Source organism: Phytomonospora endophytica (genome assembly GCF_014202425.1).
In the GTDB taxonomy this organism is placed as follows: domain Bacteria; phylum Actinomycetota; class Actinomycetes; order Mycobacteriales; family Micromonosporaceae; genus Phytomonospora; species Phytomonospora endophytica.
In genome coordinates this window covers 417,563-440,361 of sequence record NZ_JACHGT010000005.1, presented here as the reverse complement: position 1 = coordinate 440,361, position 22,799 = coordinate 417,563, and the positions used below count along the sequence as shown (strand labels likewise).

The following is a 22,799-nucleotide window of genomic DNA, read 5'->3' as shown; positions in this document are numbered from 1 at the left end:
GCCGCGGTACGCGGATCAATCGGTCGGGTCGGGAGCCTTGCCCCCGGAGCCTTCGAAGTGCTCGGGGTTGTTCCGCCACTTCTTGTACTCGTCGTAGTCCTTGTTGAAGTCGTGCCGGTCGCCGTCGGAGGCGTAGATGTAGGAGTCGAACTTGGTGTCGGCCGGGTCCACTCCCGACTTCCTCAAGGCCGCGGCCAGGTCCGAGGTCATCCGCTTCATGTCCTCGGTCTCGGCGTGCATGCCGCGCAGCCCGCCGTTGTCGCCCTGGAGGTTCTTCGGCAGATCGTTGTAGTCGATCTTCCCGCTCTCCAGCTGGTTGGCGAGCATGCCGTGCATCTGGTACGCCTGGAAGCGCGGCTGGTCGATGTTGCCGGCGACGGGCTTCATGTCGATGTCGCTGGCGTCGTAGGGGGTGGTGGGATCGATGTTCAGCGGGATGACGGCACCGATGATCGCCTGGGCGATACCGGTCGGCAGGCTCTTGATCAGCGGGCCGTGCACGTCGCTCCCGAGGCGGCCCCCGGGGTGGAGGTTGTCGTAGATGTCGATGCCCGTGCCGAGCCCGGTGAAGCCGACACTGACCCCCGCACCGGCCCAGGTCGACAGGATCGTGTCGCCCCTGATCGCCTTGGCCGTGTCGCCGGCCTGGCCGGACTCCACACCGGCGACGTAGTCGAGCGCGTTGTTGCGAAGCCCGTTGGCGAGGTTCCCGAAGAGCTGCCCGTTGACCGCCGAAAGCCGCCCGGCCAGTTCGGGGTGTTCGGCCATCGTCTTGGAGTTGTCGTAGATCACGGCCATCACATCGTCGCCGAGTTTCGCGCCGGCCACCGGGTCACCGGCCACGAGCTGGAAGAACCGCACGCGGTCGTTCTCGGAGATCTGCAGCCCGTCGTTGACCCAGACCTCCTTGCCGTTGGCATCGGTGATCATGTAACCCCACTGCGTCTTGGGCGAGTCGGAACCGTCGATCCCGCCGAAGGACTGCATGTAGGTGGTCGCGATCTCACCCATCTCACGTGAGACGTAGGGGTTGAGCTTGCCCATCGGCGAGTTGATGTCGCCGTCGAGCGGGCCCCCCGCCCCGGTGAAGAACTCGAAGGCGGGCTGGTCCCAGTGCGTCTTCTCGGTGTTGGTCATGACGTCGATGAGCGAAGCCGTCGACGTGCCCGCGAGGTAACGCTCGTAGGGCTCGTCGCTGGTGGCCGCGCCGGGGATCCAGTCGATGAGACCCGCCGCGGACTTGCCGTTGTCCTTCCACGGCTGCCCGAACAGCTCGCGGAGCACGAACTCGGGGGTGTCGGCGCCGTACTCGGAGTTGCGGACGCCGCCGGTGAGGACCGTCTGGTTCGCCTCGTGGTTGCGGGTCGAGGCGTCGAGGATCTGTTCCATCCCCGCGAGGTGCTCGACTCCGCCCTTGAGCCCGAAGGGCGGCTTGTCCTCGGCCCCGCCGAGCCAGTGGGCGAACTCCGCCATCCGGACCGTGGTGCGGCTGGAGAAGGCCAGACCACCGACGAGGCCCGGAGCGGCGGCACCGAGCAGCGGCGCCAGCTTCCCGAAGCCCTCGCGCCATTCGGACGCGACGTTGTTGCCGTCGATCTGGTCGTCGTTGATCTCGGTGTTGACCAAGCGCTGCACGGTCTCGGGCAGCATGTCCAGACCGCCGCCGATGCCCTCGTCGGACAGCGCCAGGATGCCCGAACCGACCGCCCCGCGGACGAGTGCGGCGTCGCCCGCCGAGAGCTTGCCGTCCTTGAGCCACTCGTCGATCTGGAACAGCGCCCCGTTGTTGATCATGTCGTGGTTGCCGCCCATGCCGCCGCCACCGTAGACACGCTTGCCGCCGATGCCGTCGTAGAAGGCCTTGAGGAACGCCAGCTCGTTCTTGGTGAGGTCGCCGCCGTTCTTCTGCAACCACGCCGCGTGCCCGGTCAGGGCCTGGAGCTGGAGAAGCAGCTCGCGGTCGGCGTCGGTGAGCTTCTCACCGTTCTTGATCTTGTTCTTGAGCATCTCGGCGAGGTCTTCACCGTCCTTGGCGTCCAGCGGGACCGGTGCCTTGACCCCCCACAGGTTGAACGCCGCCCAGCCCATCTCCCCGCTGCCGACGAGCTCCTTCAGCACCTCGGGCGTGGGACCGTTGGCCATCTGGCCGCCGCGCTTCTCGGTCTCGTCGTCGAACACCCCGCGCAGGCGGGTCGCCTCGCGCGTGAGCTCGCCTTCCAGGCTCTCCTGCCGCTGAAGCCGCGAGGTGCTGGCCGCGCCCTCGCCCGGGCCGCCGGTGCCGATCTCGAAGATCTTGTTGAGCTCGGTGCGGTAACGGGCCTCCAGCGCCTCCAGTGCCAGCCGGAAGGTCTTGATCTCGCCCGCCCAGCCGTTGAGGACGGTCCCGCCGAAGATCGCCGCCTGCGTGCCCTCCTGCCAGGAGGCCATGTTGTCGGCGTTGCGCTGCCGGATCGGGTCGGACACGATGGAGCTGAACTCCACCGCGCCCTTCTCGATCGTTCCGCGCAGATTCGAACCGCGCCCGGTGATCTGACCGGCGAGCCCGTTGAGGTTGTTGGCGTTGGCTCGCACCACCGCGTCATTCGCCTTGGTCTCCCAGGGGCTGGCGTCCCATGCCACGGCGTCCTCCTAGCGGTTGATGTCGAGAAGCTGCTTGTACCGGGCGTCACCGAACTTCGGCGTGATCAGCCGGTAACCGTCGGCGATGTCGGTGTCGTAGTTGACGGTCATCCCCGTCCCACCCTGGATGTTCTCGCCGACCGATCTGCCGTGCGTGGCGATCGACTGGAGGGCCTTGGCGTTGTCCTCCTGGAAGCTCTGGATCCCCCGCACCATCGGGCCTTCGTTGGCGGCGCTGCCGGCCTCGTCGCAGAAGGTGTCGAAGTTGCGGCGGACGCTCTTGAAGCCGTCGGCGGCCGTTTCCGCCTGCCGCCCCGACGAGCCCGCGTCGTGCACGCTCCGGATGCCTACTTCTCCGGCCATGGAGAGCCTCCAACCACATTGGACGGTCCAGTGATTGTCGGCAGCCTAGCGGAGTGGTGACCGCCAAGTAAACAAAAGATTCGGGTTAAATCGCACCCGATGGGAGCGCGACCACCCCAGGTCGCGCAGCGTGATCAGGCGGCCTCGGCGGCCAGCTTCGGCGCGATCTGCCGGTGCACCCAGCGCTCGGCGACGAAGGAGACCACCGGAACGGTCCCCGCGATCAGGACCAGCAGCGTCTGCTTAAGCGGCCAGCCCGCACGGCGGGCCACGTCGAAGGCGGCGATCAGGTAGAAGACGTACAGGAAGCCGTGCACCGGGCCGATGATCGCCACCAGCGAGTCGTTGGCGCCGGCGTACTTCAGCGGCATGGCCACGAAGAAGAGCAGGACCAGCAGGGTGCCGACGATGTAGGACATCACGCGGTAGCGGGTGAGGGCGGCCTTCATGCGGTCTGTCTCCCTGGGTAGTCGCTGGCTCGTTTGTCCGGGTTCTCGTTCATCCACGCCAGATAGTCGTTGTACGCCGACAACGCGTCGTCGGGCTCGCCGGAGCCGCCCGGGGCGGCGTGCGTCACGTCGGTCGGGAACGGCGACTCCATCGGCGGTTCCTCGACGCGGGCGAGCGGGCCGTGCTTGCGCAGCTCCTCGCGGATCTCGCGGACCCACAAGGCGATCGCGCACAACGCGAACAACGGCCATTCGAAGGCGTAGGCCCAGCTCAGCGCGTTTCCGCCGGCGGCACGGCCGATCTGCCACCACGCGAGGTAGCCGAAGGCCGCGCACACGACGATCAGCGCGGCGTGGACGAGCAGCCAGCGACGGGTGAGGAACCGGGACACACGCGGATTCTAGGCGGCGAACCTGAGAGTTGACGGAGCCGGTCGCCGTCGGGTGAGATAGCGCGGTGATTGACGTGCGGGAAGTGCGGACGAGGCTGGGGTGGCCCGACGCCGCGCAGGAGATCTTGACCACCTGGGACGAGCTCGGGGCGCCCGCCGAGCCGGTACGGCTGCCGGACCGCTCGGAGGTGATCCGGATCCTGCACCGCATGGGCGCCGACGAGATCGACGTCGCCGACGTCGTCACCGCGCGCCCGGACCCCGAGGCCGACCCGGCCATGTGGTGGGTGCTGGAACGCTGCGTCGCGCACCTGCGCTCCGACATGGGCGGGCACGGGATGCTGTCGTGGCCGTCGCTGGCCGACCAGCGCGACCCGCGCGCCCGGCTCACCTACCTGTACGCGTTCCTCGCGCACCTCCCCGAGACCCTCGCCTGGCACGCCGAACGGGGCGTGCCCGAGGAGGTGTCGTGGGCGACCTTCGCCGACGTCGGGGAGAAACTGCGCATCAACCGCCAGATCTACGGCGAGGCCGGGCTCGACGTGGCCTTCTGGTTCACGCTGCACTTCCGCGGCTCGATCTACCGTCTCGGCCGGCTCCAGTTCGACATGCACCTCTCCGAGGGCGAGCCGGTCCTCGGCGTGCACATCCCCGAATCGGGCGGGCCGATGAGCCCCGAGGCCTGCGACGCGTCCTTCGCGTGGGCGGCCGAGTTCTATCCCAAGCACTTCCCCGACCATCCCGCGACGCGCGCGACGTGCCTGTCGTGGCTGCTCGACCCGAGGCTCGCCGAGGTCCTGCCGGGGTCGAACATCGCCGCCTTCGGCCGGCGTTTCGAGCTCATGCCCGCCAAGGACGAGGCCGGGCTGCACGGCACGCTCGACGTGCTGCGCTTCGTGTTCAAGAAGGTCGTGCCCTCACCCGAGAAGGCCGACCTGGCGGTGCTGCCGCGCGACAACAGCCTCCAGCGGGCCCTCGTCGGGCACCTGGCCGCCGGCGGGCGATGGGAGCAGCGCGGCGGCCGCGTGCCGCTGCCTCAGCAGAACTGACGCAGGAACGCCAGGCCCGTCTCGGCGGTGGCGTAGGGGGTGTGGGCGTCGTCGCGTTCGACGATGAACTCGATGACGCCGGAACGCGCCGCCATGGGGATGAGGTCGGTGAAGTCGATGACGCCCTCGCCCGGGTCGGCCATGGCGCCGTCGATCGTGCGGTCCTTGACGTGCACCTGGCGCACGCGGCCGGGGTTCGCCGCGAGGATGTCGCGCGGGTCGACGCCGGCGTGGACCGCCCAGTAGAGGTCGACTTCGAGGTGCACGAGGTGCGGGTCGGTGTTGGACGTGATCAGCTCGTAGGGCCGCACGCCGTCGATCGTCTGGGTGAACTCGTGGGCGTGGTTGTGGTAGCCGAGGCTGATGCCCGCCTGCTGCGCCAGGACCGCCGCGGCCGTCAGCTCGTCGGCGAAGCGCCGCCACTCGTCGGCGGTGTCGAACTGCGCCCACGGCACGACGATGAAGGAGTGGCCGAGGGTCAGCGCGTCGTTGATCGTGTCGACGATCGCGTCGTTGAGTTTGACGTGGCTCGACGTCGCCTGCAGCCCGGCGTCGTCCAGGAGGCGGCGGAACTCGCCCGCCGTGCGCCCGTACGTCCCGGCCATCTCGACCGAGCGGTAGCCCAGCTCGGCGAGCTTGGCCAGCACGGCCGCCGGATCGTCCTCGGCGAGCGAGCGCAGGGTGTACAGCTGGATCGACAACTGCTGCGGCGTAAGGATCACGCTGGACAGGATCGCGTACGGGGTGCTGGTTGGCAAGGGTAGGACGGGGGTTGTTTCGTGGGGGGTGGGCGCAAGCCCGCCGATCGCGCCACCATGATCCGTCCTTCACCGGCGGCGTTCGGCACGGCGGATCCGGCGAGTTCGCCGACGGCCGCCGCGGTCATCGGCCCGCGAGCGCCGGCCTCGCCTGAATCGTCCGGTACGTGCGCTAAGTTACCCCCGTGTCCACCGACCACCGCACCCCCGTGCACATGCCCAGCGCGCGGCTGAGTCCGGCACGGGCGATCCTCATCCGCGTCGGCGCGGCGGGCGCGTGTCTGGTCCTCGCGTGCTTCCTGGTGATCATCGACCGGGAGGGCTACCGCGATTCCGCCGACGGCGCCGTCTCCGTCCTCGACGCCGTCTACTACGCCACGGTCACGTTGAGCACGACCGGGTACGGCGACATCGTCCCGATCGACGACACGTCGCGCCTGATCAACATCGTCGTGATCACGCCCTTGCGCGTGATCTTCCTCGTCGTTCTCGTCGGCACGACCGTCGAGGTCCTCACCCGGCGCACGCGTGCGGCGTGGCGGGAGAAGAGCTGGAGCAGGACATTGCGCGACCACACCGTCGTCATCGGCTACGGCACCAAGGGCCGCAGCGCCATCGCGACCCTGCGGGCCTCAGGCATCCCCGCCGACCGCATCGTCGTCGTCGACCGCCGCCACGAACACATCGAGGAGGCGAGCGCCGACGGCTACGTCGCGGTGCAGGGCGACGCGACGCGTTCGTCGATCCTCACCCGGGCGCACATCACGGGGGCGTGCCGGGTGATCGTGGCCGCCGACCGCGACGACACCTCGGTCCTGGTCACGCTCACCGCGCGGCAGTCGAACCCGGACGCCACGATCGTCGCGGCGGTGCGGGAGGCGGAGAATGCTCCGCTCCTGCGGCAGAGCGGCGCCGACGCGGTCATCACGTCCTCCGACGCCTCGGGCCGCCTGCTCGGCATGTCGACGGTCACACCGGCCATCAGCGAGGTCATCGAGGACCTCCTCACCCAGGGCCGGGGCCTCGATCTCGCGGAGCGGCCCGTCGCCGCCGGCGAGATCGGCAAGGGGCCGCGCGAGCTCGCCGACGTGGTCGTCGCGGTCTGCCGGAACGGTCGGCGCCTCCACTGCGACCTGACCGGCCCGCTGCGCGAAGGCGACCGGCTCGTCACCATCACCGCACCGGCTACGGTGTCGGGATGATCACGCGCCTCCTTCCCACCGACGGCCCCGGGCCCGAGTTGTCCGACGCCGAGATCATCGACCGCTACGAGCAGGCCGACCGTTCGGTCAAGCACCTGCGGATCAACTTCGTGTCGAGCGCCGACGGCGCGGTGACCGTCGACGGGGAGTCGGCGGGCCTGTCGGGCGGCGCCGACAAGCGCGTCTTCAAGATCCTGCGCATGCTCTGCGACGTCCTCGTCGCCGGTGCGGGCACCGTCCGGCGGGAGGGCTACGAGGACCTGCGCCTCGACGGGAAGCGCGTCGACTGGCGCCGCGCGCACGGCCTCGCCGAGCAGCCGACGATGGCGATCGTGAGCGCGAACCTCGACTTCGATCCCGCCGCTCCCCTCTTCACCCGCGCGCCGGTCCGGCCGATCCTCCTCACCTGCGAGAACGCTCCCCGGGAGCGGTGTGAGGCGCTGTCGAAGGTCGCCGAGATCGTCGTCTGCGGCGAGTCGACTGTGGACTTCGCCACCATGACCGGCGAGCTGACCGCGCGCGGTCTTCCGCAGATCCTGTGCGAGGGCGGGCCGCACATCCTCGGCGAGCTGACCGCCGCCGACGCCGTCGACGAACTGTGCCTGACCGTGGCGCCGCTGCTGGCCGGGGCCGGTGCGGGCCGGATCACGGCGGGCCCGGCCTCGCCGGTCCGGTCCCTGCGGCTGGCCCACGCCCTGCACGCCGAGGGCAACCTGATCCTGCGCTACGTGCGTGCTGTCACAACCGGGTGAGAGGATGGCGTCCGTGACTGAGCTGGACGCGAGGCCCGTCGGCAGGGTGCTCGGCACCGAGGACGCCACCCCCCTGTCGTTCTGGGTGGCGGTGACCGAGGGCGAATACCTGCAACTCGACGACGTCGTGACGACCTCCCGCGAGGTGCCCGGCCGCGACCCGGTCACCGTCTCGGGTGTCGTGACCTCGGTGCGGGCCCGGCACGAGGGAGCCCAGTTCGACTCCGACGTGTTCCTCATCAGCGAGGGCATGCTCCCCGCGCAGGTGCAGGAGGCCGCCGAGATCACCGTGACGCGCGTCGAGCCGGAGGTCTTCGTGCCGCCGCGCCCGGGCGACGCGGTGTTCCGCGCGACGGGCGACGCGCGCGCGTCGGCCCTCTACTTCGACCGGATGGTCCGGATGGTCCCCCTGGGGCGCGGCCGGGACGGCGAACCGGTCTACCTCAACGCCGACTTCCTCGACGGCAGCCGTGGCGCGCACGTCTCCATCTCGGGCATCTCGGGCGTGGCGACCAAGACGAGCTTCGCGACGTGGCTCCTCTACTCCCTGCTGCACTCCGACGCGCTCGGCGGCGAAGCGGTCAACACCAAGGTGCTGATCTTCAACGTCAAGGGCGAGGACCTGCTCCTGCTCGACCACCCCAACAAGCACCTCGACGACCGGCTGCGCGGCGAGTACGAGCGTCTCGGCCTGCCCGCCGGGCCCTTCGGCTCGGTGACCGTCTTCGCGCCCCCGCGCGAGGGCGACCGCAACGGCACGCCCGACGTGGCCTGCCGCACGACGGGCGTGGAGTCCTTCTACTGGACGGTCGCGGAGTTCTGCCAGCAACGGCTGCTCCCCTACGTCTTCGCCGACGGCGACGACGAGCGCCAGCAGTACACGATGGTCGTCGGCCAGGTCGCGGCCAGGCTGGCGCGTGAGGCCGAGCCGAAGGACGACGGCGCCGCCGTCGTCGACGGGGTGCTCCTGCGCTCCTACGGCGATCTGGTCGACCTGCTCGTCGAGCGCCTCGGCGACGAGGACACCCGCGGCCAGTGGGCGGGCAGCGCGATGGGCATGGGCACGGTCAACGCCTTCATCCGCCGCATGATCAACTCCAAGCGCGACATCGGCCGCCTCGTCCGCGGCGACCTCCCGCCCCGCCGGGCGCACGGCGTGTCCACCGAGGACGGCGCCCAGGTCACCGTCGTCGACCTGCACAACCTTCCCGACCGGGCGCAGCGCTTCGTCGTCGGCGTGGTGCTGCGCACCGAGTTCGAACGCAAGGAGAAGGCCGGCAGCGCGCGGCCCCTGCAGTTCGTGGTCCTCGACGAACTCAACAAGTACGCCCCCCGGGACGGCACGAGCCCCATCAAGGAGATCCTGCTCGACATCGCCGAACGCGGCCGCTCCCTCGGCGTGATCCTGGTCGGCGCGCAGCAGACCGCCAGCGAGGTGGAGCGCCGGATCGCCGCCAACAGCGCCATCCGCGTCGTCGGCCGCCTCGACCCGGCCGAGGCCGGCCGCCCCGAATACGGCTTCCTGCCCAGCTCACAGCGCCAGCGCGTGCTCATGGCCAAACCCGGCACCATGTTCGTGGCCCAGCCCGAACTGCCCGTGCCGCTCGTCGTGGAGTTCCCGTTCCCGGCCTGGGCGACGCGACCGCAGGAGGCCGGGGAACCGCCCGCCTCGACACTGCGATCGGCGACCGGCCAGGTCGACCCCTTCGCACTGGCCGAGGAAGAAGACGACATCCCGTTCTGACCGGCCCTTCCACGGTCTTGCGCGCCGGTACTACTGTGCCGCGAGCACGACCACGGGAGGAGAGACGATGACCGACCCCATCGGGGGCCTGAACCGCAAGCTGCTCGATCCGGACGAGTGGCTGGCGCAGCAAGACGCGCGCATCGCCAAACTGCGCGCCACCAGCGAGGAGGCGACCGCCGAACTCGCCCGCGCGAACGTCGAGGCGGGCGACCGCGACGGCCTGGTCACCGTGACGGTCAACCCGTCGGGCGTCCTGCTGTCGGCGCGGTTCACCTCCCGCGCGAGCGGAGCCGCCCCGGCGCAGCTCACGGCCGCCCTCATGACCGCCTACCGCGCGGCCACGCGCGAGGCCTCGGCCAAGATGCTCGACATCATGTCCGACGTCGTCGGCGAGGACACCGACGCGATGAACTTCCTCAAGAGCACCATGCCCGACATCGAAGAAGAACCCGAGGACGACCGCGACTCCCGCGGCGGCTTCGGCTACGACCGCTACGGCGACGGAGGCTACCGCTGATGGGATTCAACGTCTCCACCGAAGAACTCAGCGGGCACCTGACGCCCCTGACGGCCGTCAAGGACAGCGTCAAACGCTGCAAGGACGCCTCCGACCAGGTCGGTTACGGCGGCTTCGAGGCCTACGGGCTCTTCCTGCAGGCGCTCGTCCCGCCGATCCTCGAAATGTGCCTCGGCGACGCCACCGAGATGATGAACCAGGCCGCCGAGCTCGCCGGTGCGTTCCACAAGAGCATCGAGGCCAACAACGAGTGCTACATGGCCAACGAGACGGCCATCGAACAGATGTGGACCGACGTGCACGAATCGGGGCTCTTCAGATGACCGGCGAAGCGACGATCGGACCCGGGCCACTGGTCGCGGAGAACAAGGGACCGTCGGCCACGGCCGGCGCCGGTCTCATCGACAGCGGCTACAGCGCCTGGAAGGACATCGGCCAGGACGGCAAGACCGACTGGGTCACCCTCGCCGTCGACGGCCTGTCGGTCGGCCTCGACCTGCTCGGCGTGGCCCTCAACCCGCTCGGCGAGCTCGTCAAGGCCGGCGTCGGGTGGCTCATGGAGCACATCGCCTGGATCCGCGAGCCCCTGGAGATGCTCACCGGCGACCCTGGCGCGATCACGGCCGTGTCGCAGACCTGGGGCAACATCGCCCAGGAGATGGCCGCGACCGCCAAGTACTACGAGGAGTCCCTCGGCGGGATCGCCTCGTGGGCCGGGGAGGCCGCGCAGCGCTATCGCACCAACGCCGCCGACTACATCGCCGGGTTGCGCGCGCTGGCCGCCCACTCCGACGACGTGGGGCAGGGCGTGGCGATCGCCGGGATGGTCGTGGCGACCGAGCGCGCGATCGTGTTCGACATGATCGCGTCGTTCATCAGCCGCATCATCACGCAGGCGATCGTGGCCGCGGCCGCGGCGGGCCCGACCCTCGGCGGGTCGATGGCGGCCTTCTTCACCAGCCTCGGCGTCGACCTGACGATCACCGCCAGCAACCTGACCAAGCGGATGTCGAAGCTGCTGACGGTCATCAAGCGTTTCGTGGCGAAGTTCGACAAGCTCGGCGAGACCGGCAAGAAGGTCGCCAAGGCCCTCGGCGACCGCTCGCAGACCATGCACAACTGGGCCGACCGGGCGGTCAAGTCCAGTCCCGCGAGGCTGAAGGCGAAGGGCATCCAGGACCTGGTGAACAGTTCGCCGCTGAAGAAGTACAGCGAACCCCTGGGCAACTTCAACAGCAAGTTCGGCGACGCGCCGGCCGCGTTCAACGACTCCTACGCGCAGAAGACCGCCAAGGAGGGCGCGAAGGCCTACAAGGAGGGCGAAGAGAACGCCCACGGCGGCAGGGACGGCTGACGATGACGACGTCCGGACGCGCGAACAGGAAGGCGTGGGCGCTGCTCGCGCTGTTCATCGGGTGGGGGCTGGCCGCGGTCGTCCTGGCCGGTTTCGCGCTGTCCGGGCTCGAACGTTTCGGCTCGGCCGCCGGCTGGGCGATCGTGTCCGGGACGGCGCGCGTCGACACGTGCGCGTCGTCCTGGTTCGGCGCTCCCTACGAGTGCCGGGCGGAGGTCACCTGGACCGGTTCGGCGACCGGGGAGCAGTGGCGGGAGAGCGTCTCCGTCTACTCCATGTCGCCGCTGTCCGGCGAGGTCGCCGTCGAGCGCCGCACCGACCGCGACCGCAAGGCCGACGAGGACCACGGGCGGGTCTACCCGGTGGGACACCCGGTCCAGACGGCCCGCGGGTGGAGCGTGGCCGGTGTCTTCGCGGTGTTCCTGGCGACGCTGTTCATCCCGGTGTGGCTGGTCAAGCGCCGTCGCGCGAAGCCGGTCGCGGCCGGCGGCGGCGATGCCGCGGCGTCCGATCTGGACGCCCGCCGCGCCGCCGAGAAGCGCCTGCGCCGCCGGAAATGACCACGCGGGGCGGCCGTCTCGCGCGGCTGACCGTTTCCGTCGTACCCAGCGCCTAGGCTCGTCGGTATGCCTCGCCGCATCCTTCAGGTCGCCGACGCCGTCCAGCCCGACCTCACCGCGGGCTTCGCCCGCATCCGCGCCGAGATGCGCCTGCCGGTCGAGTTCGGCCCGGCGGCCCTGACCGAGGCGCTCGACGCCGCGGGCCGTGCGCTGCCCGCGCGCGCCGACCGCACCGAGGTCCCGCTGCTGACCATCGACCCGCCCGGCTCGATGGACCTCGACCAGGCCATGTGTATCGAACGCGCGGGCGAGGGCTTCCGCGTCTGGTACGCCATCGCCGACGTCGGCGCCTTCGTCACGCCCGGCGGCGCCCTCGACACCGAGGTCCACCTGCGCGGCGAGAGCGTCTACCTGCCCGACGGCAACGTCCCGCTGCATCCGCGCGAGCTGTCCGAGGGCGCGGCCAGTCTCCTGCCGGGCAAGACCAGACCGGCCGCGCTGTGGCGGATCGACCTCGACGCGACCGGTGAGATCACCGCCGCCGAGGTGACCCGCGCCCTGGTCCGCAGCCGTGACCGCCTCGAATACCGCGCGGTCCAGGAGTCCATCGACGCCGGCACCGCCGAGGGCACGATCGCGCTGCTCGCCGAGGTCGGGCGGCTGCGCCAGGCCCTCGAACGCGCCCGGGGCGGGGTCAGCATCCCCACCGCCGAGCAGGAGGTCGTCGGGGAGAACGGCGGCTACCGCCTGGCCTTCCGCTTCCCGCTCCCGGCCGAGGGCTGGAACGCCCAGATCTCCCTGCTCACGGGCATCGCGGCGGCCCGGATGATGCTCGACGGCGGGGTCGGGGTGCTGCGGGTGCTGCCGACACCGTCCGAGCAGGACATCGCCAAGGTCCGCCGGGTCGCGAAGGCGCTGGACGTCGCGTGGCCGGAAGGCCGCGGCTACGGCGAGGTCGTCGCCGGGCTCGATCCGGCACGCTCGCAGCACGCGGCCTTCCTCCAGGAGTCGATGATGCTGCTGCGCGGCTCGGGCTACGAGTCCTTCGACGGCGCCCCGCCCGAGCAGGGTCTCCACTCGGCCGTCGCCGCGCCCTACGCGCACGTCACGGCGCCGCTGCGGCGCCTCGTCGACCGCTACGCCACCGAGGTCTGCCTCGCGCTGTGCGCGGGGACCGAGATCCCCTCGTGGGTGCGCGAGGCCCTGCCCGCGCTGCCGAAGGAGATGGCGGTCTCGGGCAGACGGGCGGGCAGCGTGGAGCGCGCGGCGGTGGACCTGGTCGAGGCGACCGTCCTCGCACCGCGCGTCGGCGAGCGCTTCGAGTCGGTGGTGATCGACGTCGAGGACCGCAGGCCGGCCGGGCGGGTGCAGATCGCCGACCCGGCGGTCATCGCGCGCTGCACCGGTGAAGGACTGCCGCTCGGGGAGGCGCTGTCGGTGCGCCTGGTGGTGGCCGACGCCGAGAATCGCAAGGTGGAGTTCACGGCGGCGTGAGGCCGCGGTGGGGGCCCGGGGTGGGGCCGTACAGTGCGAACAGACCCAAGGCAACAACGGCATCGAGACGGTGAGGTCTACCTAAAGTGCGCATTCTGCACACCTCGGACTGGCATCTGGGCAAGGTCCTCAAAGGACAGTCGCGGCTGCCCGAGCAGCGGGCCGTGATGAGGGAGATGACCGAGATCGCCCGGCGGGAGAAGCCCGACCTGGTGATCGTCGCCGGCGACCTCTTCGAGACCTCGGCGCCATCGGCGCTGGCCGAGGGCCTGCTCTACGACACCCTCAGCGCGCTGCGGTCGACCGGTGCCGACGTGATCGCCATCGCGGGCAACCACGACAACGGCCCGGCCATCGACGCGCTGCGCTCGTGGGCCGAGGCCGCCGGAATCGTCGTGCGCGGCAAGATCGGCACCGCCAAGGACCACCTGGTCACCGGCACCACGCGCGACGGCGAACCGTGGCGCTGCGCCGCGCTGCCCTTCGTCTCCCAGCGCTACGCCGTGCGGGCCACGGAGATGTTCGAACTGACCGCCGCCGAGGCCGACCAGAGCTACGCCGACCACGTCCGCCGCCTCTTCGCCGCCCTCACCGGCGGTTTCGACAACAGCGCGGTCAACCTGGTCACCGGTCACCTGACCGTCTACGGCTCGAAGCTCGGCAAGACCGAGCGCGAGGCGCACACCGTCGCCTCGTACAACATCCCGGCGACGATCTTCCCGCCGTCGACGCACTACGTCGCCCTCGGCCACATCCACAAACGCCAGCGCATCGACGGGCCCTGCCCGATCCGCTACTCCGGCGGCCCCATCACCGTCGACTTCGGCGAGGAGGACGCCGTACCGGGCGTGCTCCTGGTCGACGTGACGGTCTCGACGCCGGCGAAGGTCCGCCACGTCCCGCTGACCAGCGCGGTGAAGCTGCGCACGGTCCGCGGCGACCTCGACGGCCTGAAGAAGGACCGCGAGCGGATCGTCAAGATCGACGGCGACGCGCTCCTGCGGGTCTACATCAAGGAGAAGCCCCGGGCCGGTCTCCGCGAAGAGGTCCAGGAGCTGTTCCCCAACGCCATCGAAGTGCGCATCGACCCCGTCATCTTCGACAACGAGAGCGGGAAGTCCACCGCGCGGCGGGCCGGCCGCAGCCCCCGCGAACTGTTCGGCGACTACCTCACCGACAGCGGCCACGACGACGAGAAGGTCACCGAGTTGTTCGACAGGCTCTACGACGAGGCGTCCAGCGAAGGGACGGCGGCATGAGGCCGCTGCGGCTCGACGTCGTCGGCTTCGCGGCCTTCCGCAAGCAGACCACGCTCGACTTCGCCGACGCCGACTTCTTCGCGCTCGTCGGCCCGACCGGCGCCGGGAAGTCCACGGTCCTCGACGCGATCTGCTTCGCCCTCTACGGCAAGGTCCCGCGCTGGAACGGCACGGGCGTCCGCGACGCCCTCGCCCCGTCGACCGGTGAGGCCCGCGTGCGGCTGGTGTTCGCCGCGGGCGGGAAACGCTACGTCGCCACGCGCGTGGTCCGCCGCAACTCCAAAGGCGACGTGTCGACCTTCAGCGCCGGGCTCGAACGCATCCCCGACAGCGTCGACGTCTCCCGCATCGACGAGGTCGACGCCGCCAAACTCGGCCAGGTCCTGGCCGGTTCGCCCTCGGAGATGTCGGCGCGCGTCGAGCAGGTCATCGGCCTGCCCTACGACCAGTTCACCAAGTGCGTGGTCCTGCCGCAGGGCGCGTTCGCGGAGTTCCTGCGCGCCAAGAACGCCGAGCGGCAGAAGATCCTGGAGAACCTGCTCGGCCTCGACGTCTACAAGAAGATCGGCAAGGAGGCCGGTCAGCGCGCGATCGCCGCGAAAGGCGGCCTCGAACAACTCGACCGCCAGCTCGCCGAACTCGGCGCCGTCGGCGAGGACGAGATCGCGGCCGCCTCGGCGCACATCGAGCGCATGCGGCGGCTGGAGTCGCGGCTGAAGGAACGCGTCCCGCAACTGCGCGAGGCGCGCACCGCGGTCGACGGCGCCCGCGACGGCCTGTCCAAGGTGGAGGAACACCTGGCGATGCTGCGGGCCGTGAGCCCGCCGGTCGACCTGGACGCGACCACCGGCGCCGTCGTCGAGGCCGAGACCGCGCTCACCGCGGCGAAGACGGTCCGCGACGCCGCCGAGGCCGCCGAGGAGAAGCTGCGGGCCTCCCTCGGGGAGAGCGACCCGGCGCGCTTCCAGGCGCTCCTCGCCGCCTACGACGAGCACGAGAAGAAGACCGGCCGGATCGAGAACGGCCGCACCAAGGTCGCCGCGATGAGGACCGAGGCCGATGCGGCCAGGACGGCCGCCGAAGCAGCCGACAAGGCCGCCGCGCACGCCGAGTCCGCGCTGGAGACCGCGCGGACCACCGACGTCGCCGCCACCCTCCGCCCCCACCTGGTGGCCGGGGAGCCGTGCCCGGTCTGCGACCAGGACGTCGCCGCGCTGCCCGCTCCCCTGCCCACCGAGGCCCTGGAACTGGCCGCGAAGGCCCACGAGGCCGCCCGCCGCGAGCAGTCGGCCGCCGGGAAGCGCCTGACGGCCGCCGAGACGCAGCTCCAGAACGGCACCGCCCTCCTCGACGAGCTCGTCGCCGAACACGCCGCCGCCGGTGAACGTCTCGCCGGCGCGCCCAGCCGCGCGGAGGCCGCCGAGGCGATCGCCGAGGCCGAACGGCAGCGGCTCGCCCTCGCCGAGGCCGGGCGCGAGGTCACGGCCGCGCGCGAGCGTTTCCGCAAGGCCGACGCCCGCGTGACCATGGTCAAGGAGCGGGTCAGCAAGGAATGGCTGACCTTCGACACCGCCCGCGACCGCCTCGCCCGGCTCGGGCCTCCCCCGGCCGACCGGCGCGACCTCAAGGCCTCCTGGGAGGACCTCGCGGCCTGGGTCGGCGAGCGCCTCGCCGAAGCCCTGAACCTGCACGGGGACGCCAAGGCGGAGGTCGCCGAGGCACGCGCGAACGCCGCCGCGATCGACGACGAGCTGCTGGCGCTGCTGGCCGAGGCCGATCGGCCGGTCCCGTCGAGCGCCGACGGTTCGGACTACCTCACCGAGGCGGCCCGCGCGCTGTCGCAGGCTGAGCACGACTACAAGCACCTGGTCACACGCCGTGAACAGGCCGGGCAGCTGCGGCTCGACCGCGACGAGAAACGCGCCGAGGCGGCCGTCGCCGAACAGCTGGCCAAACACCTCAACGCGCGCAACTTCCTGGCCTGGCTGACCCATGCCGCGCTGGAGATCCTCCTGGACGATGCCACGGCGATCCTGCGCGATCTCAGCGACGGGCAGTACGACCTGGAGTACGACAACGACCAGTTCCACGTGGTCGACCACCACGACGCCGGGCAGCGGCGGCCCGCGTACACACTGTCGGGCGGGGAGACCTTCGCGGCCTCGCTGGCGCTGGCGCTGGCGCTGTCGCGGCAACTGGCGGGGATGTCGGCCGGTACCGCCCACCTTGAGTCGATCATGCTCGACGAGGGCTTCGGTACCCTGGACGCGTCCACATTGGACACCGTGGCGACGACGCTGGAAGCCCTTGCCGTCAAGGGCGACCGGATGGTCGGCGTCGTGACGCACGTCCCCGCCCTCGCCGACCGCATCCCGGTGCGCTTCGAAGTCACCAAGGACGCGATCGGCGCGAAAGTCGAGAAAGTCGTGGCGTGAACGTGCCGGCCGGCCCTCCGGGGCGTTCTTCGACATGAAGGCGTGACAAGTGCATATCCAAGGTGAGGGCTGCCGGTGCACATTCAAGTAGACGCGTGGGATCCCGCCTACGTCTCCGACGACGGCGTCACGCAGTCGAAGGCGAAGGTCGACGCCGGAATCGAGGTCCCGCTCGCCGAGTGGGGGCCACGAGACCCCGCCGACACCAGCCTGCCCAGCTCCGTCCTGCTCGTCGACGGCGTCCGGCGACTCGACGCGCACCTCTGGCTCACCCCCGACGACAACGGAGAGGCCAGGCCCGGGATCTGCGCGTCCTACGCCGCCGGCGTCGTCCGCTGCTCGACCGCCGGAGGCGCCAAAGTCGTCGCCAGCCGCGTCATGCACGGACTGTTCACATCGGCCAAGGACGCCCCCTCCCTACGGGCCTACCCCACGGCGGTGTACACCGCCCACCGCGTCGGCGACGGCGAAACCGGCGACCTCGTCAACGCCGTCCAGCAACACCTCCGCGCCCTCGAAATCGCCGTCACCGACCAAGCCGAAGTCCAAGACGACGAACTCCTCATCGTCGACGGGCCCCTCCACGGCCGCGCCCACGTCCCCCGCGCCCTCGGCTACATCAAGTCCCACCGCGTGCAATACCTGACAGCCGAACTGATCCGCGTCGTCAACGCGCTCAAAGCCGGGCAACGCACGCCCGTGTTCGCCCTCGACACGTCCTGGGAGCGGTACTCCTGGTACCTGCGCCTGCCCGGCGCGGACGTACCCGCCGCGGGACTCGTCCGGCTCGAAGCATCCATGGACCTGACACTCGACCAAGTCACCACACTCGCCGACAACGCCGCACGCGTACTGCCCCGACTCGCCTCATCGCCGTACAAGGACCCCAGAGCGCCACAGAACCTCACACCCATCGCGGGGCTGGAGAAGCGCCTCCGGACACTCCTGGGCGACCAGCGGCTACTACAGAGGGGACTACGGGCGGCGGCGCGTTTAACGCGGTACTGAGTTCTTGAGGCGGCGCGAACGAGACCGCGTGAGGGGTAGGGGAGCGGGGTCGGCCGCCGGTGGGGTGGGTGGGGCGGGGTGGGGCTCGGCTTTGGCGGGCGGGTGCGGGCGGAGCGGGGCTCAGCCTTGGTGACACTGCTACGGGCGGGTGCGGGCCGCTCCGGTGGGTGCGGGCGGGTGCCCGGCGTAGGTGGGTGAGCGGAGCGGGGCTCAGCCTTGGTGACACTGCTGCGGGCGGGTTCCCGGCCTGCGGAGAACCGCGAAGCGAAGCTTGCCCTTGGCGAGCGCGCTGCGGCCGGGTCCCCACCAGAGCGGACCACGAAGCGGAACTCTCCCCTGAACGGACGCCGCGGCGAGGTTCCCGGCCTGTGTGGGCGGGCGAAGCGAGGCTCACGCTTGTGGGGGCGTGTCTTGGGTTCCCTGGGTTGGTGGGTGAGGTTTTAAGGGCCTGTGTTTGTTTGGGCGGCGCGAACGAGACCGCCTGAGGGGTATGGGATCGGGCTGCGGCCCGCCGCCGGTGCCGGGTTCCCGGCCAGGGCGCGGAAACGCGGCCGGGCACCCGGCGTCAGCGGGCGAGCGAAGCGACACTCGGCGAGGTGCGGGAACGCGGCGGGTTCCGGGCCTGTGTGGGCGTGCGAAGCGAGTCTCACCCATCGGGAGATGCCTGTGGCCGGGTTCCTGGGCTGTGTGGGCGGGCGAAGCGAGGCTCACGCTTGGCGGGGTCGGCGTCTTGGGTTCCCGGTGTTGGGTGGGTGAGGTTGTAAGGGCCTGTGTTTGTTTGGGCGGCGCGAACGAAACCGCCTGAGGGGTATGGGATCGGGCTGCGGCCCGCCGCCGGTGCCGGGTCCCCGGCCAGGGTGCAGGAACGCATCCGGGTACCCGGCGTGGCGAGCGAGCGAAGCGACACTCGCCGAGGTGCGGAAACGCGGCGGGGCCCCGGCGTGGGCGGGCGAGCGAAGCGAGACTCACGCTCACGGGACCGGCGTCTTGGGTTCCCGGTGTTGGTGGGTGAGGTTTTAAGGGCCTGTGCTTGTTTGGGCGGCGCGAACGAAACCGCCTTGCGGGTATGGGATCGGGCTGCGGCCCGCCGCCGGTGCCGGGTACCCGGCCCGCGTGGGTGAGCGAAGCGAGACTCGCCGAGGTGCGGGAACGCGGCGGGTTCCCGGCGTGGGTGGGTAAGCGAAGCGCGACTCGGCCTTGACCGGCCGCTGCGGCCGGGTCTCCCCGTGTTGGGTGGGCGAGCGAAGCGAGCCTCACCCATCGGGAGACGCCTGTGGCCGGGTTCCCGGCCTGTGTGGGCGGGCGAAGCGAGGCTCACGCTCGCGGGACCGGCACCTTGGGTTCCCGGCGTTGGTGGGTGAGCTTTAAGGGCCTGTGCTTATTCGGGCGGCGCGAACGAAACCGCCTGAGCGGTATGGGATCGGGCTGCGGCCCGCCGCCGGTGCCGGGTCCCCGGCGTGAGCGCGGAAACACGGCCAGGTCCCCGGCGTGGGTGAGCCGCGAAGCGGGGCTCGGCCTTGGCGGGCCGCTGAGGCCGGGTTCCCTGGCCTGCGTGGGCGAGCGAAGCGAGACTCACGCTCGCGGGACTGGCGCCTTGGGTTCCCGGCGTTTGCGGGTGAGCTCTTAAGAACCTGTGCCTATCTGGGCGGCGCGAACGAAACCGCCTTTGCGGCATGAGATCTGGCTGCGGCCCGCCGCCGGTGTCGGGTCCCCGGCGCGGGTTGGCAAGCGAAGCGAGCCCCGCCCACCCGCCGAACCTGCGGTCCCCCACCCCGCGCCCCGGCGAGGCAGGCCCCCGCCCCCACCAGCCAAAGCGGCGAGGCCCGCGCCCCCGCGCGAGCCTCGCCGCCCCACTCACCGCCGCGCCAAACGCGCGGCCACCCTCCCCCGTCAGCCCTTGCGGCCCGTCCACACCGTGCTCTCCGTGTAGTGGTTGTCGAAACGCTCCTGCGAATCACGCAGGTCCTGCACCGTCGCCTCCTTGCGGGCGAGGCGGTCCAGCAGGCGGTAGTAGTCGAAGCGGTCGTTGCCCGGCGTAAACAGCACCAGCACATCCGCCTCCGCGCCGGGGGCCGGAGCGAAAGCGTGCGGCGTCTTCGGCGGGACGACCAGGAAGTCCCCCTTCGACAAGGTCACGATCTCCTCGCCCGTCAGGACCTGCAGCGTCCCGTCGAGGACGAAGAACGCCTCCGTCGCCTTCTCGTGGAAATGCGGCGGAGCACCGAAGGAACCCTCCGCGAACTTCGAGCGGTTCGCCGTGATCGCGCCACCGGTCGTGTCGCTGTCGGCGAGGAGAGTGATGATGCTGGCCGGGTCGCTGACGAGGGTCTCGGCGGTCGCGGCGCGGGAAAGGGTGATGGTCGACATCTCGGCTCCTTGATTCTCTACGTTTTCTATCCTGGATACTACATGTCTTAAATAAGTGCGGCAAGTGCTCCCGGCGTGATCGCCGACACCTACCTCGCGGCGGGCGCGTTCTGCAGCACGACGTTGACGCGGTTCCAGGAGTTGATCGACGCGATCGCCGTGACGAGGGCGGCGAGCCGGGCGTCGTCGAAGTGCCGGGCGGCCTCGGCCCACACGTCGTCCTCGACGCGGCCGCCGTCGGCGATCCGGGTGGCGGCCTCGGCCAGCGCCAGGGCGGCGCGTTCGTCGTCGGCGAAGAAGGGCGTGTCATGCCAGGCCGCGATCGCGTTGAGCCTGGCCGGGGTCTCCCCCGAGGACGTGGCCTCGGTGCCGTGCATGTCGACGCAGTAGCCGCAGCCGTTGATCTGGCTGACGCGGAGTTTGACCAGGTGCAGGATCCGCGCCGGGAGCTCGCTGCCGGCGAGGTAGGCCTCGACGTCGAGCATGGCGCGGAAGCCCTTGGCGGCGTGTTTGCCATAGGTCGTGAGACGCATGTCGTTTCCTTCGATGTCAGTTGGCGAGCAGGACGACCAGGGTGGGCCCGAAGGCTCCCCCGAGCTGGAAGGCGAGGTTGAACAGACCGATCGCGACCGGCCGCTTCTCGACCGGCGCCGCCCGCATGGCGCGCACCCCGAAGACGGCCTGCCCGCCGGAGTTGGCCAGCAGCGACAGCGTCGACACCGCGAACAGCCCGAGTGCCCACGGCGACAGGAACACACCGGCGAGCGCCAGGCCGCCCAGGCCGAGCAGCAGGGGCGTGAGGAGGCGTTGCGGCAGCCGGGGCGCGACGGCCGCGAGACCGAAGACGAGCACCGAACCGGTGATCATGGCCGCCATCTGCCCGGCGCCGATGGTCCCGGCCGACCACGAGGTCTTCTCGGCGAGCAGCCTCGGGACGGTGAACAGCATCGCGAAGTAGGACGTCGACAGCAGCAGCGTCATGCCGCTCGCGGCGAGGAAGGCCGGCGACCGGAGCAGCGTGGCGGGGACGAAGCCGTCGGGGACACGGCGGACGCGCAGCCCGAGCAGGACCACCGCGATGAGCACGGCGACGGCGCCGGGCAGCGGGTAGTGCGGGACGGCGACCAGCGCGGTGACCAGGACGGCGAGGACGGCCGCGCCGACGGCATCGAAGCGCCCGTCGCCACCGGTGGCGCCCTTGGGCGTGTATCGCAGGACGAAGGGCACGCCGACGAGGGTGACGGCCTGGATCGCGAAGGCGAGGTGCCAGGAGGCGGCCGCGGTGACGGTCGAGCCGACCAGGGGCCCGGTCGCGCCGAGGAAGCCGAAACCGGCGGCGATCGTGCCCATCCTGCGGGTCGAGCCGCCCGCGAGGTTCATGGCGACCGCGACGAGGGCCGAACCGCCGAAGGCCTGGAGCGCGCGTCCGGCGAGCAGAAGCGGAAGCCACGGGGCGACGGCGACCAGCGCGGTCCCGAGCGCGGTGAGGGCCGCACCGGTGAGCAGGACCGGGCGGATGCCCCGGCGGCGGACGAGACCGCCCATGAGGGGCGTGCCGAGGGCCATGGCCCAGCCGAAGGCCGAGACGAGCCAGGAGACGGTCGCCAGGGAGACGCCGAAGTCGCCGGCGAGGGTCGGCAGGATCATCGCCGGGCTGTTGGCGCTCAGCGCCAGCGGCGCCGACAGGACGACGAGCCACCCCGCCGGGACGAGCGCGCGGGCGGGTTCGGCGCGGGATCCGGCGCGTACGGGGGAAGGGGCGGTTCTGGTGAGCGTTGCCATGGGGGACTCCCGGTGAATTGAGATATTTAATGTCCAGAATTATGGGCGGGCGAGGCCGGACCTCGCGCGAACTCGGCGACGCCGGAGGGGCCCTACGCAGGCATGGTCGACTTCGCCGACCGGGCCGCCGGCCCAAGCGTTCCTCCGGCGGGGTTCCGCGCGAACCACGGCGCCGGACCCACGCGACCTACTCGGTCAGCCGCTTGCGGGTGCGCTCCGGCGCCTCGGGGTACGCGGCCTCGACCGAGGCCTTGATGTCGGCGATGGTCTGACCGGCGAGCTCGCGGCGCCAGGCCAGTTCGGCGCGACCCATCGCCTGGGAGACCAGGCATTGGGCGCGGTAGTCGACCGCCGGGTCTCCCCCGGGCCCCTTGCGCAGGATCTCGGTGCAGCGGAAGGCGTCCTCGGGCCCCTCGATCGCGGTCACGATGTCCATGAGCGTGATCCGCTCGGGCGAGCGCGCGAGCCGGAAGCCGCCTTTCGGGCCGGAGGTCGAGGTCAGGATCCCGGCGCGGGCCAGGGCCTGGAGCTGCTTGTTCAGGTAGGCGGCGGGCAGCTCGTAGAAGGCGGCGAGGCGGGCGGCGGTGACGGCGCGGTCGCCGTCGACCCACGTGAGGTTGACGCAGCTGTGCAGGGCCCACTCGACGCCTTCGTTCATCTTCATATCCTAGACATTAGATGTCTTTGATATC

Annotated in this window: 21 protein-coding genes; 12 read left to right on the top strand and 9 right to left on the bottom strand. The window is 70.9% G+C overall.

Features of this window, described 5'->3' with window-relative positions:
- Positions 1 to 15 precede the first annotated feature (15 nt).
- The 4 genes from HNR73_RS13960 to HNR73_RS13945 all read right to left on the bottom strand — a co-directional run bounded on the left by HNR73_RS13960 (position 16) and on the right by HNR73_RS13945 (position 3,823).
- On the bottom strand, positions 16 to 2,619 hold the full coding sequence (locus tag HNR73_RS13960) for a TPR repeat domain-containing protein (RefSeq protein ID WP_184787833.1): 2,604 nt from the start codon (positions 2,617 to 2,619) through the stop codon (positions 16 to 18).
- A 9-nt stretch (positions 2,620 to 2,628) separates the two neighbouring features.
- Positions 2,629 to 2,982 (bottom strand): hypothetical protein, encoded by a 354-nt coding sequence (locus tag HNR73_RS13955; protein ID WP_184787832.1) that lies wholly within the window; start codon positions 2,980 to 2,982, stop codon positions 2,629 to 2,631.
- Positions 2,983 to 3,116: 134 nt separating this feature from the next.
- On the bottom strand, positions 3,117 to 3,431 hold the full coding sequence (locus HNR73_RS13950) for a DUF3817 domain-containing protein (RefSeq protein WP_184787831.1): 315 nt from the start codon (positions 3,429 to 3,431) through the stop codon (positions 3,117 to 3,119).
- Positions 3,428 to 3,823, bottom strand: coding sequence for a hypothetical protein (locus HNR73_RS13945; protein ID WP_184787830.1), 396 nt, complete (start codon positions 3,821 to 3,823; stop codon positions 3,428 to 3,430). Before HNR73_RS13945 ends, HNR73_RS13950 begins: the two co-directional genes overlap by 4 nt.
- A gap of 74 nt (positions 3,824 to 3,897) precedes the next feature.
- Here HNR73_RS13945 and HNR73_RS13940 point away from each other — a divergent pair, with 74 nt between their 5' ends.
- Positions 3,898 to 4,872: an acyltransferase domain-containing protein gene (locus tag HNR73_RS13940; protein ID WP_184787829.1), complete on the top strand. Its 975-nt coding sequence runs from the start codon at positions 3,898 to 3,900 to the stop codon at positions 4,870 to 4,872.
- Here HNR73_RS13940 and HNR73_RS13935 read toward each other — a convergent pair.
- Positions 4,860 to 5,594, bottom strand: coding sequence for a sugar phosphate isomerase/epimerase family protein (locus HNR73_RS13935; RefSeq protein ID WP_184787828.1), 735 nt, complete (start codon positions 5,592 to 5,594; stop codon positions 4,860 to 4,862). The genes HNR73_RS13940 and HNR73_RS13935 overlap by 13 nt on opposite strands.
- A gap of 221 nt (positions 5,595 to 5,815) precedes the next feature.
- Here HNR73_RS13935 and HNR73_RS13930 point away from each other — a divergent pair, with 221 nt between their 5' ends.
- From HNR73_RS13930 to HNR73_RS13880, 11 genes are all read left to right on the top strand, one after another.
- Positions 5,816 to 6,832: a potassium channel family protein gene (locus HNR73_RS13930; protein ID WP_239122425.1), complete on the top strand. Its 1,017-nt coding sequence runs from the start codon at positions 5,816 to 5,818 to the stop codon at positions 6,830 to 6,832.
- Positions 6,829 to 7,584, top strand: coding sequence for a pyrimidine reductase family protein (locus tag HNR73_RS13925; protein ID WP_184787827.1), 756 nt, complete (start codon positions 6,829 to 6,831; stop codon positions 7,582 to 7,584). The genes HNR73_RS13930 and HNR73_RS13925 overlap by 4 nt, the downstream gene beginning before the upstream one ends.
- Positions 7,585 to 7,588: 4 nt before the next feature.
- Complete coding sequence (locus HNR73_RS13920) at positions 7,589 to 9,328, top strand: ATP-binding protein (protein WP_184787826.1); 1,740 nt, start codon at positions 7,589 to 7,591, stop codon at positions 9,326 to 9,328.
- Between the two features lie 67 nt (positions 9,329 to 9,395).
- Positions 9,396 to 9,848: a YbaB/EbfC family nucleoid-associated protein gene (locus HNR73_RS13915; RefSeq protein WP_184787825.1), complete on the top strand. Its 453-nt coding sequence runs from the start codon at positions 9,396 to 9,398 to the stop codon at positions 9,846 to 9,848.
- Positions 9,848 to 10,171: a hypothetical protein gene (locus tag HNR73_RS13910; protein ID WP_184787824.1), complete on the top strand. Its 324-nt coding sequence runs from the start codon at positions 9,848 to 9,850 to the stop codon at positions 10,169 to 10,171. The genes HNR73_RS13915 and HNR73_RS13910 overlap by 1 nt, the downstream gene beginning before the upstream one ends.
- The gene (locus tag HNR73_RS13905) at positions 10,168 to 11,202 is read left to right on the top strand and encodes a WXG100 family type VII secretion target (protein WP_184787823.1); all 1,035 of its coding nucleotides are present in this window, start codon (positions 10,168 to 10,170) and stop codon (positions 11,200 to 11,202) included. Before HNR73_RS13910 ends, HNR73_RS13905 begins: the two co-directional genes overlap by 4 nt.
- A gap of 2 nt (positions 11,203 to 11,204) precedes the next feature.
- The gene (locus HNR73_RS13900) at positions 11,205 to 11,762 is read left to right on the top strand and encodes a hypothetical protein (RefSeq protein WP_184787822.1); all 558 of its coding nucleotides are present in this window, start codon (positions 11,205 to 11,207) and stop codon (positions 11,760 to 11,762) included.
- Between the two features lie 66 nt (positions 11,763 to 11,828).
- A complete protein-coding gene (locus HNR73_RS13895; RefSeq protein WP_184787821.1) occupies positions 11,829 to 13,256 on the top strand; it encodes an RNB domain-containing ribonuclease in 1,428 nt (475 codons plus the stop codon).
- Between the two features lie 86 nt (positions 13,257 to 13,342).
- A complete protein-coding gene (locus HNR73_RS13890) occupies positions 13,343 to 14,515 on the top strand; it encodes an exonuclease SbcCD subunit D (RefSeq protein ID WP_184787820.1) in 1,173 nt (390 codons plus the stop codon).
- Positions 14,512 to 16,950: an AAA family ATPase gene (locus tag HNR73_RS13885; protein WP_184787819.1), complete on the top strand. Its 2,439-nt coding sequence runs from the start codon at positions 14,512 to 14,514 to the stop codon at positions 16,948 to 16,950. Before HNR73_RS13890 ends, HNR73_RS13885 begins: the two co-directional genes overlap by 4 nt.
- A gap of 81 nt (positions 16,951 to 17,031) precedes the next feature.
- Positions 17,032 to 17,958, top strand: coding sequence for a DNA double-strand break repair nuclease NurA (locus HNR73_RS13880; RefSeq protein ID WP_373316655.1), 927 nt, complete (start codon positions 17,032 to 17,034; stop codon positions 17,956 to 17,958).
- Positions 17,959 to 19,848: 1,890 nt separating this feature from the next.
- On the opposite strand, the gene HNR73_RS13875 is transcribed toward HNR73_RS13880, so the two are convergent.
- The 4 genes from HNR73_RS13875 to HNR73_RS13860 form a co-directional block, all read right to left on the bottom strand.
- Positions 19,849 to 20,325 carry a cupin domain-containing protein gene (locus tag HNR73_RS13875; RefSeq protein ID WP_184787817.1) on the bottom strand — a complete coding sequence of 159 codons (477 nt, stop codon included), beginning with the start codon at positions 20,323 to 20,325 and terminating at the stop codon, positions 19,849 to 19,851.
- 89 nt (positions 20,326 to 20,414) lie between these two features.
- The gene (locus tag HNR73_RS13870) at positions 20,415 to 20,858 is read right to left on the bottom strand and encodes a carboxymuconolactone decarboxylase family protein (protein ID WP_184787816.1); all 444 of its coding nucleotides are present in this window, start codon (positions 20,856 to 20,858) and stop codon (positions 20,415 to 20,417) included.
- 16 nt (positions 20,859 to 20,874) lie between these two features.
- Positions 20,875 to 22,107: an MFS transporter gene (locus HNR73_RS13865; RefSeq protein ID WP_184787815.1), complete on the bottom strand. Its 1,233-nt coding sequence runs from the start codon at positions 22,105 to 22,107 to the stop codon at positions 20,875 to 20,877.
- A gap of 187 nt (positions 22,108 to 22,294) precedes the next feature.
- Positions 22,295 to 22,771, bottom strand: a complete 477-nt coding sequence (locus HNR73_RS13860) for an RrF2 family transcriptional regulator (RefSeq protein ID WP_260337127.1) — start codon at positions 22,769 to 22,771, stop codon at positions 22,295 to 22,297.
- Positions 22,772 to 22,799 lie beyond the last annotated feature (28 nt).

Excerpts from the sequence above, each read along its gene's own strand:
- HNR73_RS13955 (WP_184787832.1), bottom strand. The coding sequence starts at position 2,982 with ATGGCCGGAGAAGTAGGCATCCGGAGCGTGCACGACGCGGGCTCGTCG.
- HNR73_RS13950 (WP_184787831.1), bottom strand. The coding sequence starts at position 3,431 with ATGAAGGCCGCCCTCACCCGCTACCGCGTGATGTCCTACATCGTCGGC.
- HNR73_RS13925 (WP_184787827.1), top strand. The coding sequence starts at position 6,829 with ATGATCACGCGCCTCCTTCCCACCGACGGCCCCGGGCCCGAGTTGTCC.
- HNR73_RS13920 (WP_184787826.1), top strand. The coding sequence starts at position 7,589 with ATGGCGTCCGTGACTGAGCTGGACGCGAGGCCCGTCGGCAGGGTGCTC.
- HNR73_RS13915 (WP_184787825.1), top strand. The coding sequence starts at position 9,396 with ATGACCGACCCCATCGGGGGCCTGAACCGCAAGCTGCTCGATCCGGAC.
- HNR73_RS13910 (WP_184787824.1), top strand. The coding sequence starts at position 9,848 with ATGGGATTCAACGTCTCCACCGAAGAACTCAGCGGGCACCTGACGCCC.
- HNR73_RS13905 (WP_184787823.1), top strand. The coding sequence starts at position 10,168 with ATGACCGGCGAAGCGACGATCGGACCCGGGCCACTGGTCGCGGAGAAC.
- HNR73_RS13900 (WP_184787822.1), top strand. The coding sequence starts at position 11,205 with ATGACGACGTCCGGACGCGCGAACAGGAAGGCGTGGGCGCTGCTCGCG.
- HNR73_RS13895 (WP_184787821.1), top strand. The coding sequence starts at position 11,829 with ATGCCTCGCCGCATCCTTCAGGTCGCCGACGCCGTCCAGCCCGACCTC.
- HNR73_RS13885 (WP_184787819.1), top strand. The coding sequence starts at position 14,512 with ATGAGGCCGCTGCGGCTCGACGTCGTCGGCTTCGCGGCCTTCCGCAAG.
- HNR73_RS13875 (WP_184787817.1), bottom strand. The coding sequence starts at position 20,325 with ATGTCGACCATCACCCTTTCCCGCGCCGCGACCGCCGAGACCCTCGTC.
- HNR73_RS13870 (WP_184787816.1), bottom strand. The coding sequence starts at position 20,858 with ATGCGTCTCACGACCTATGGCAAACACGCCGCCAAGGGCTTCCGCGCC.
- HNR73_RS13865 (WP_184787815.1), bottom strand. The coding sequence starts at position 22,107 with ATGGCAACGCTCACCAGAACCGCCCCTTCCCCCGTACGCGCCGGATCC.
- HNR73_RS13860 (WP_260337127.1), bottom strand. The coding sequence starts at position 22,771 with ATGAAGATGAACGAAGGCGTCGAGTGGGCCCTGCACAGCTGCGTCAAC.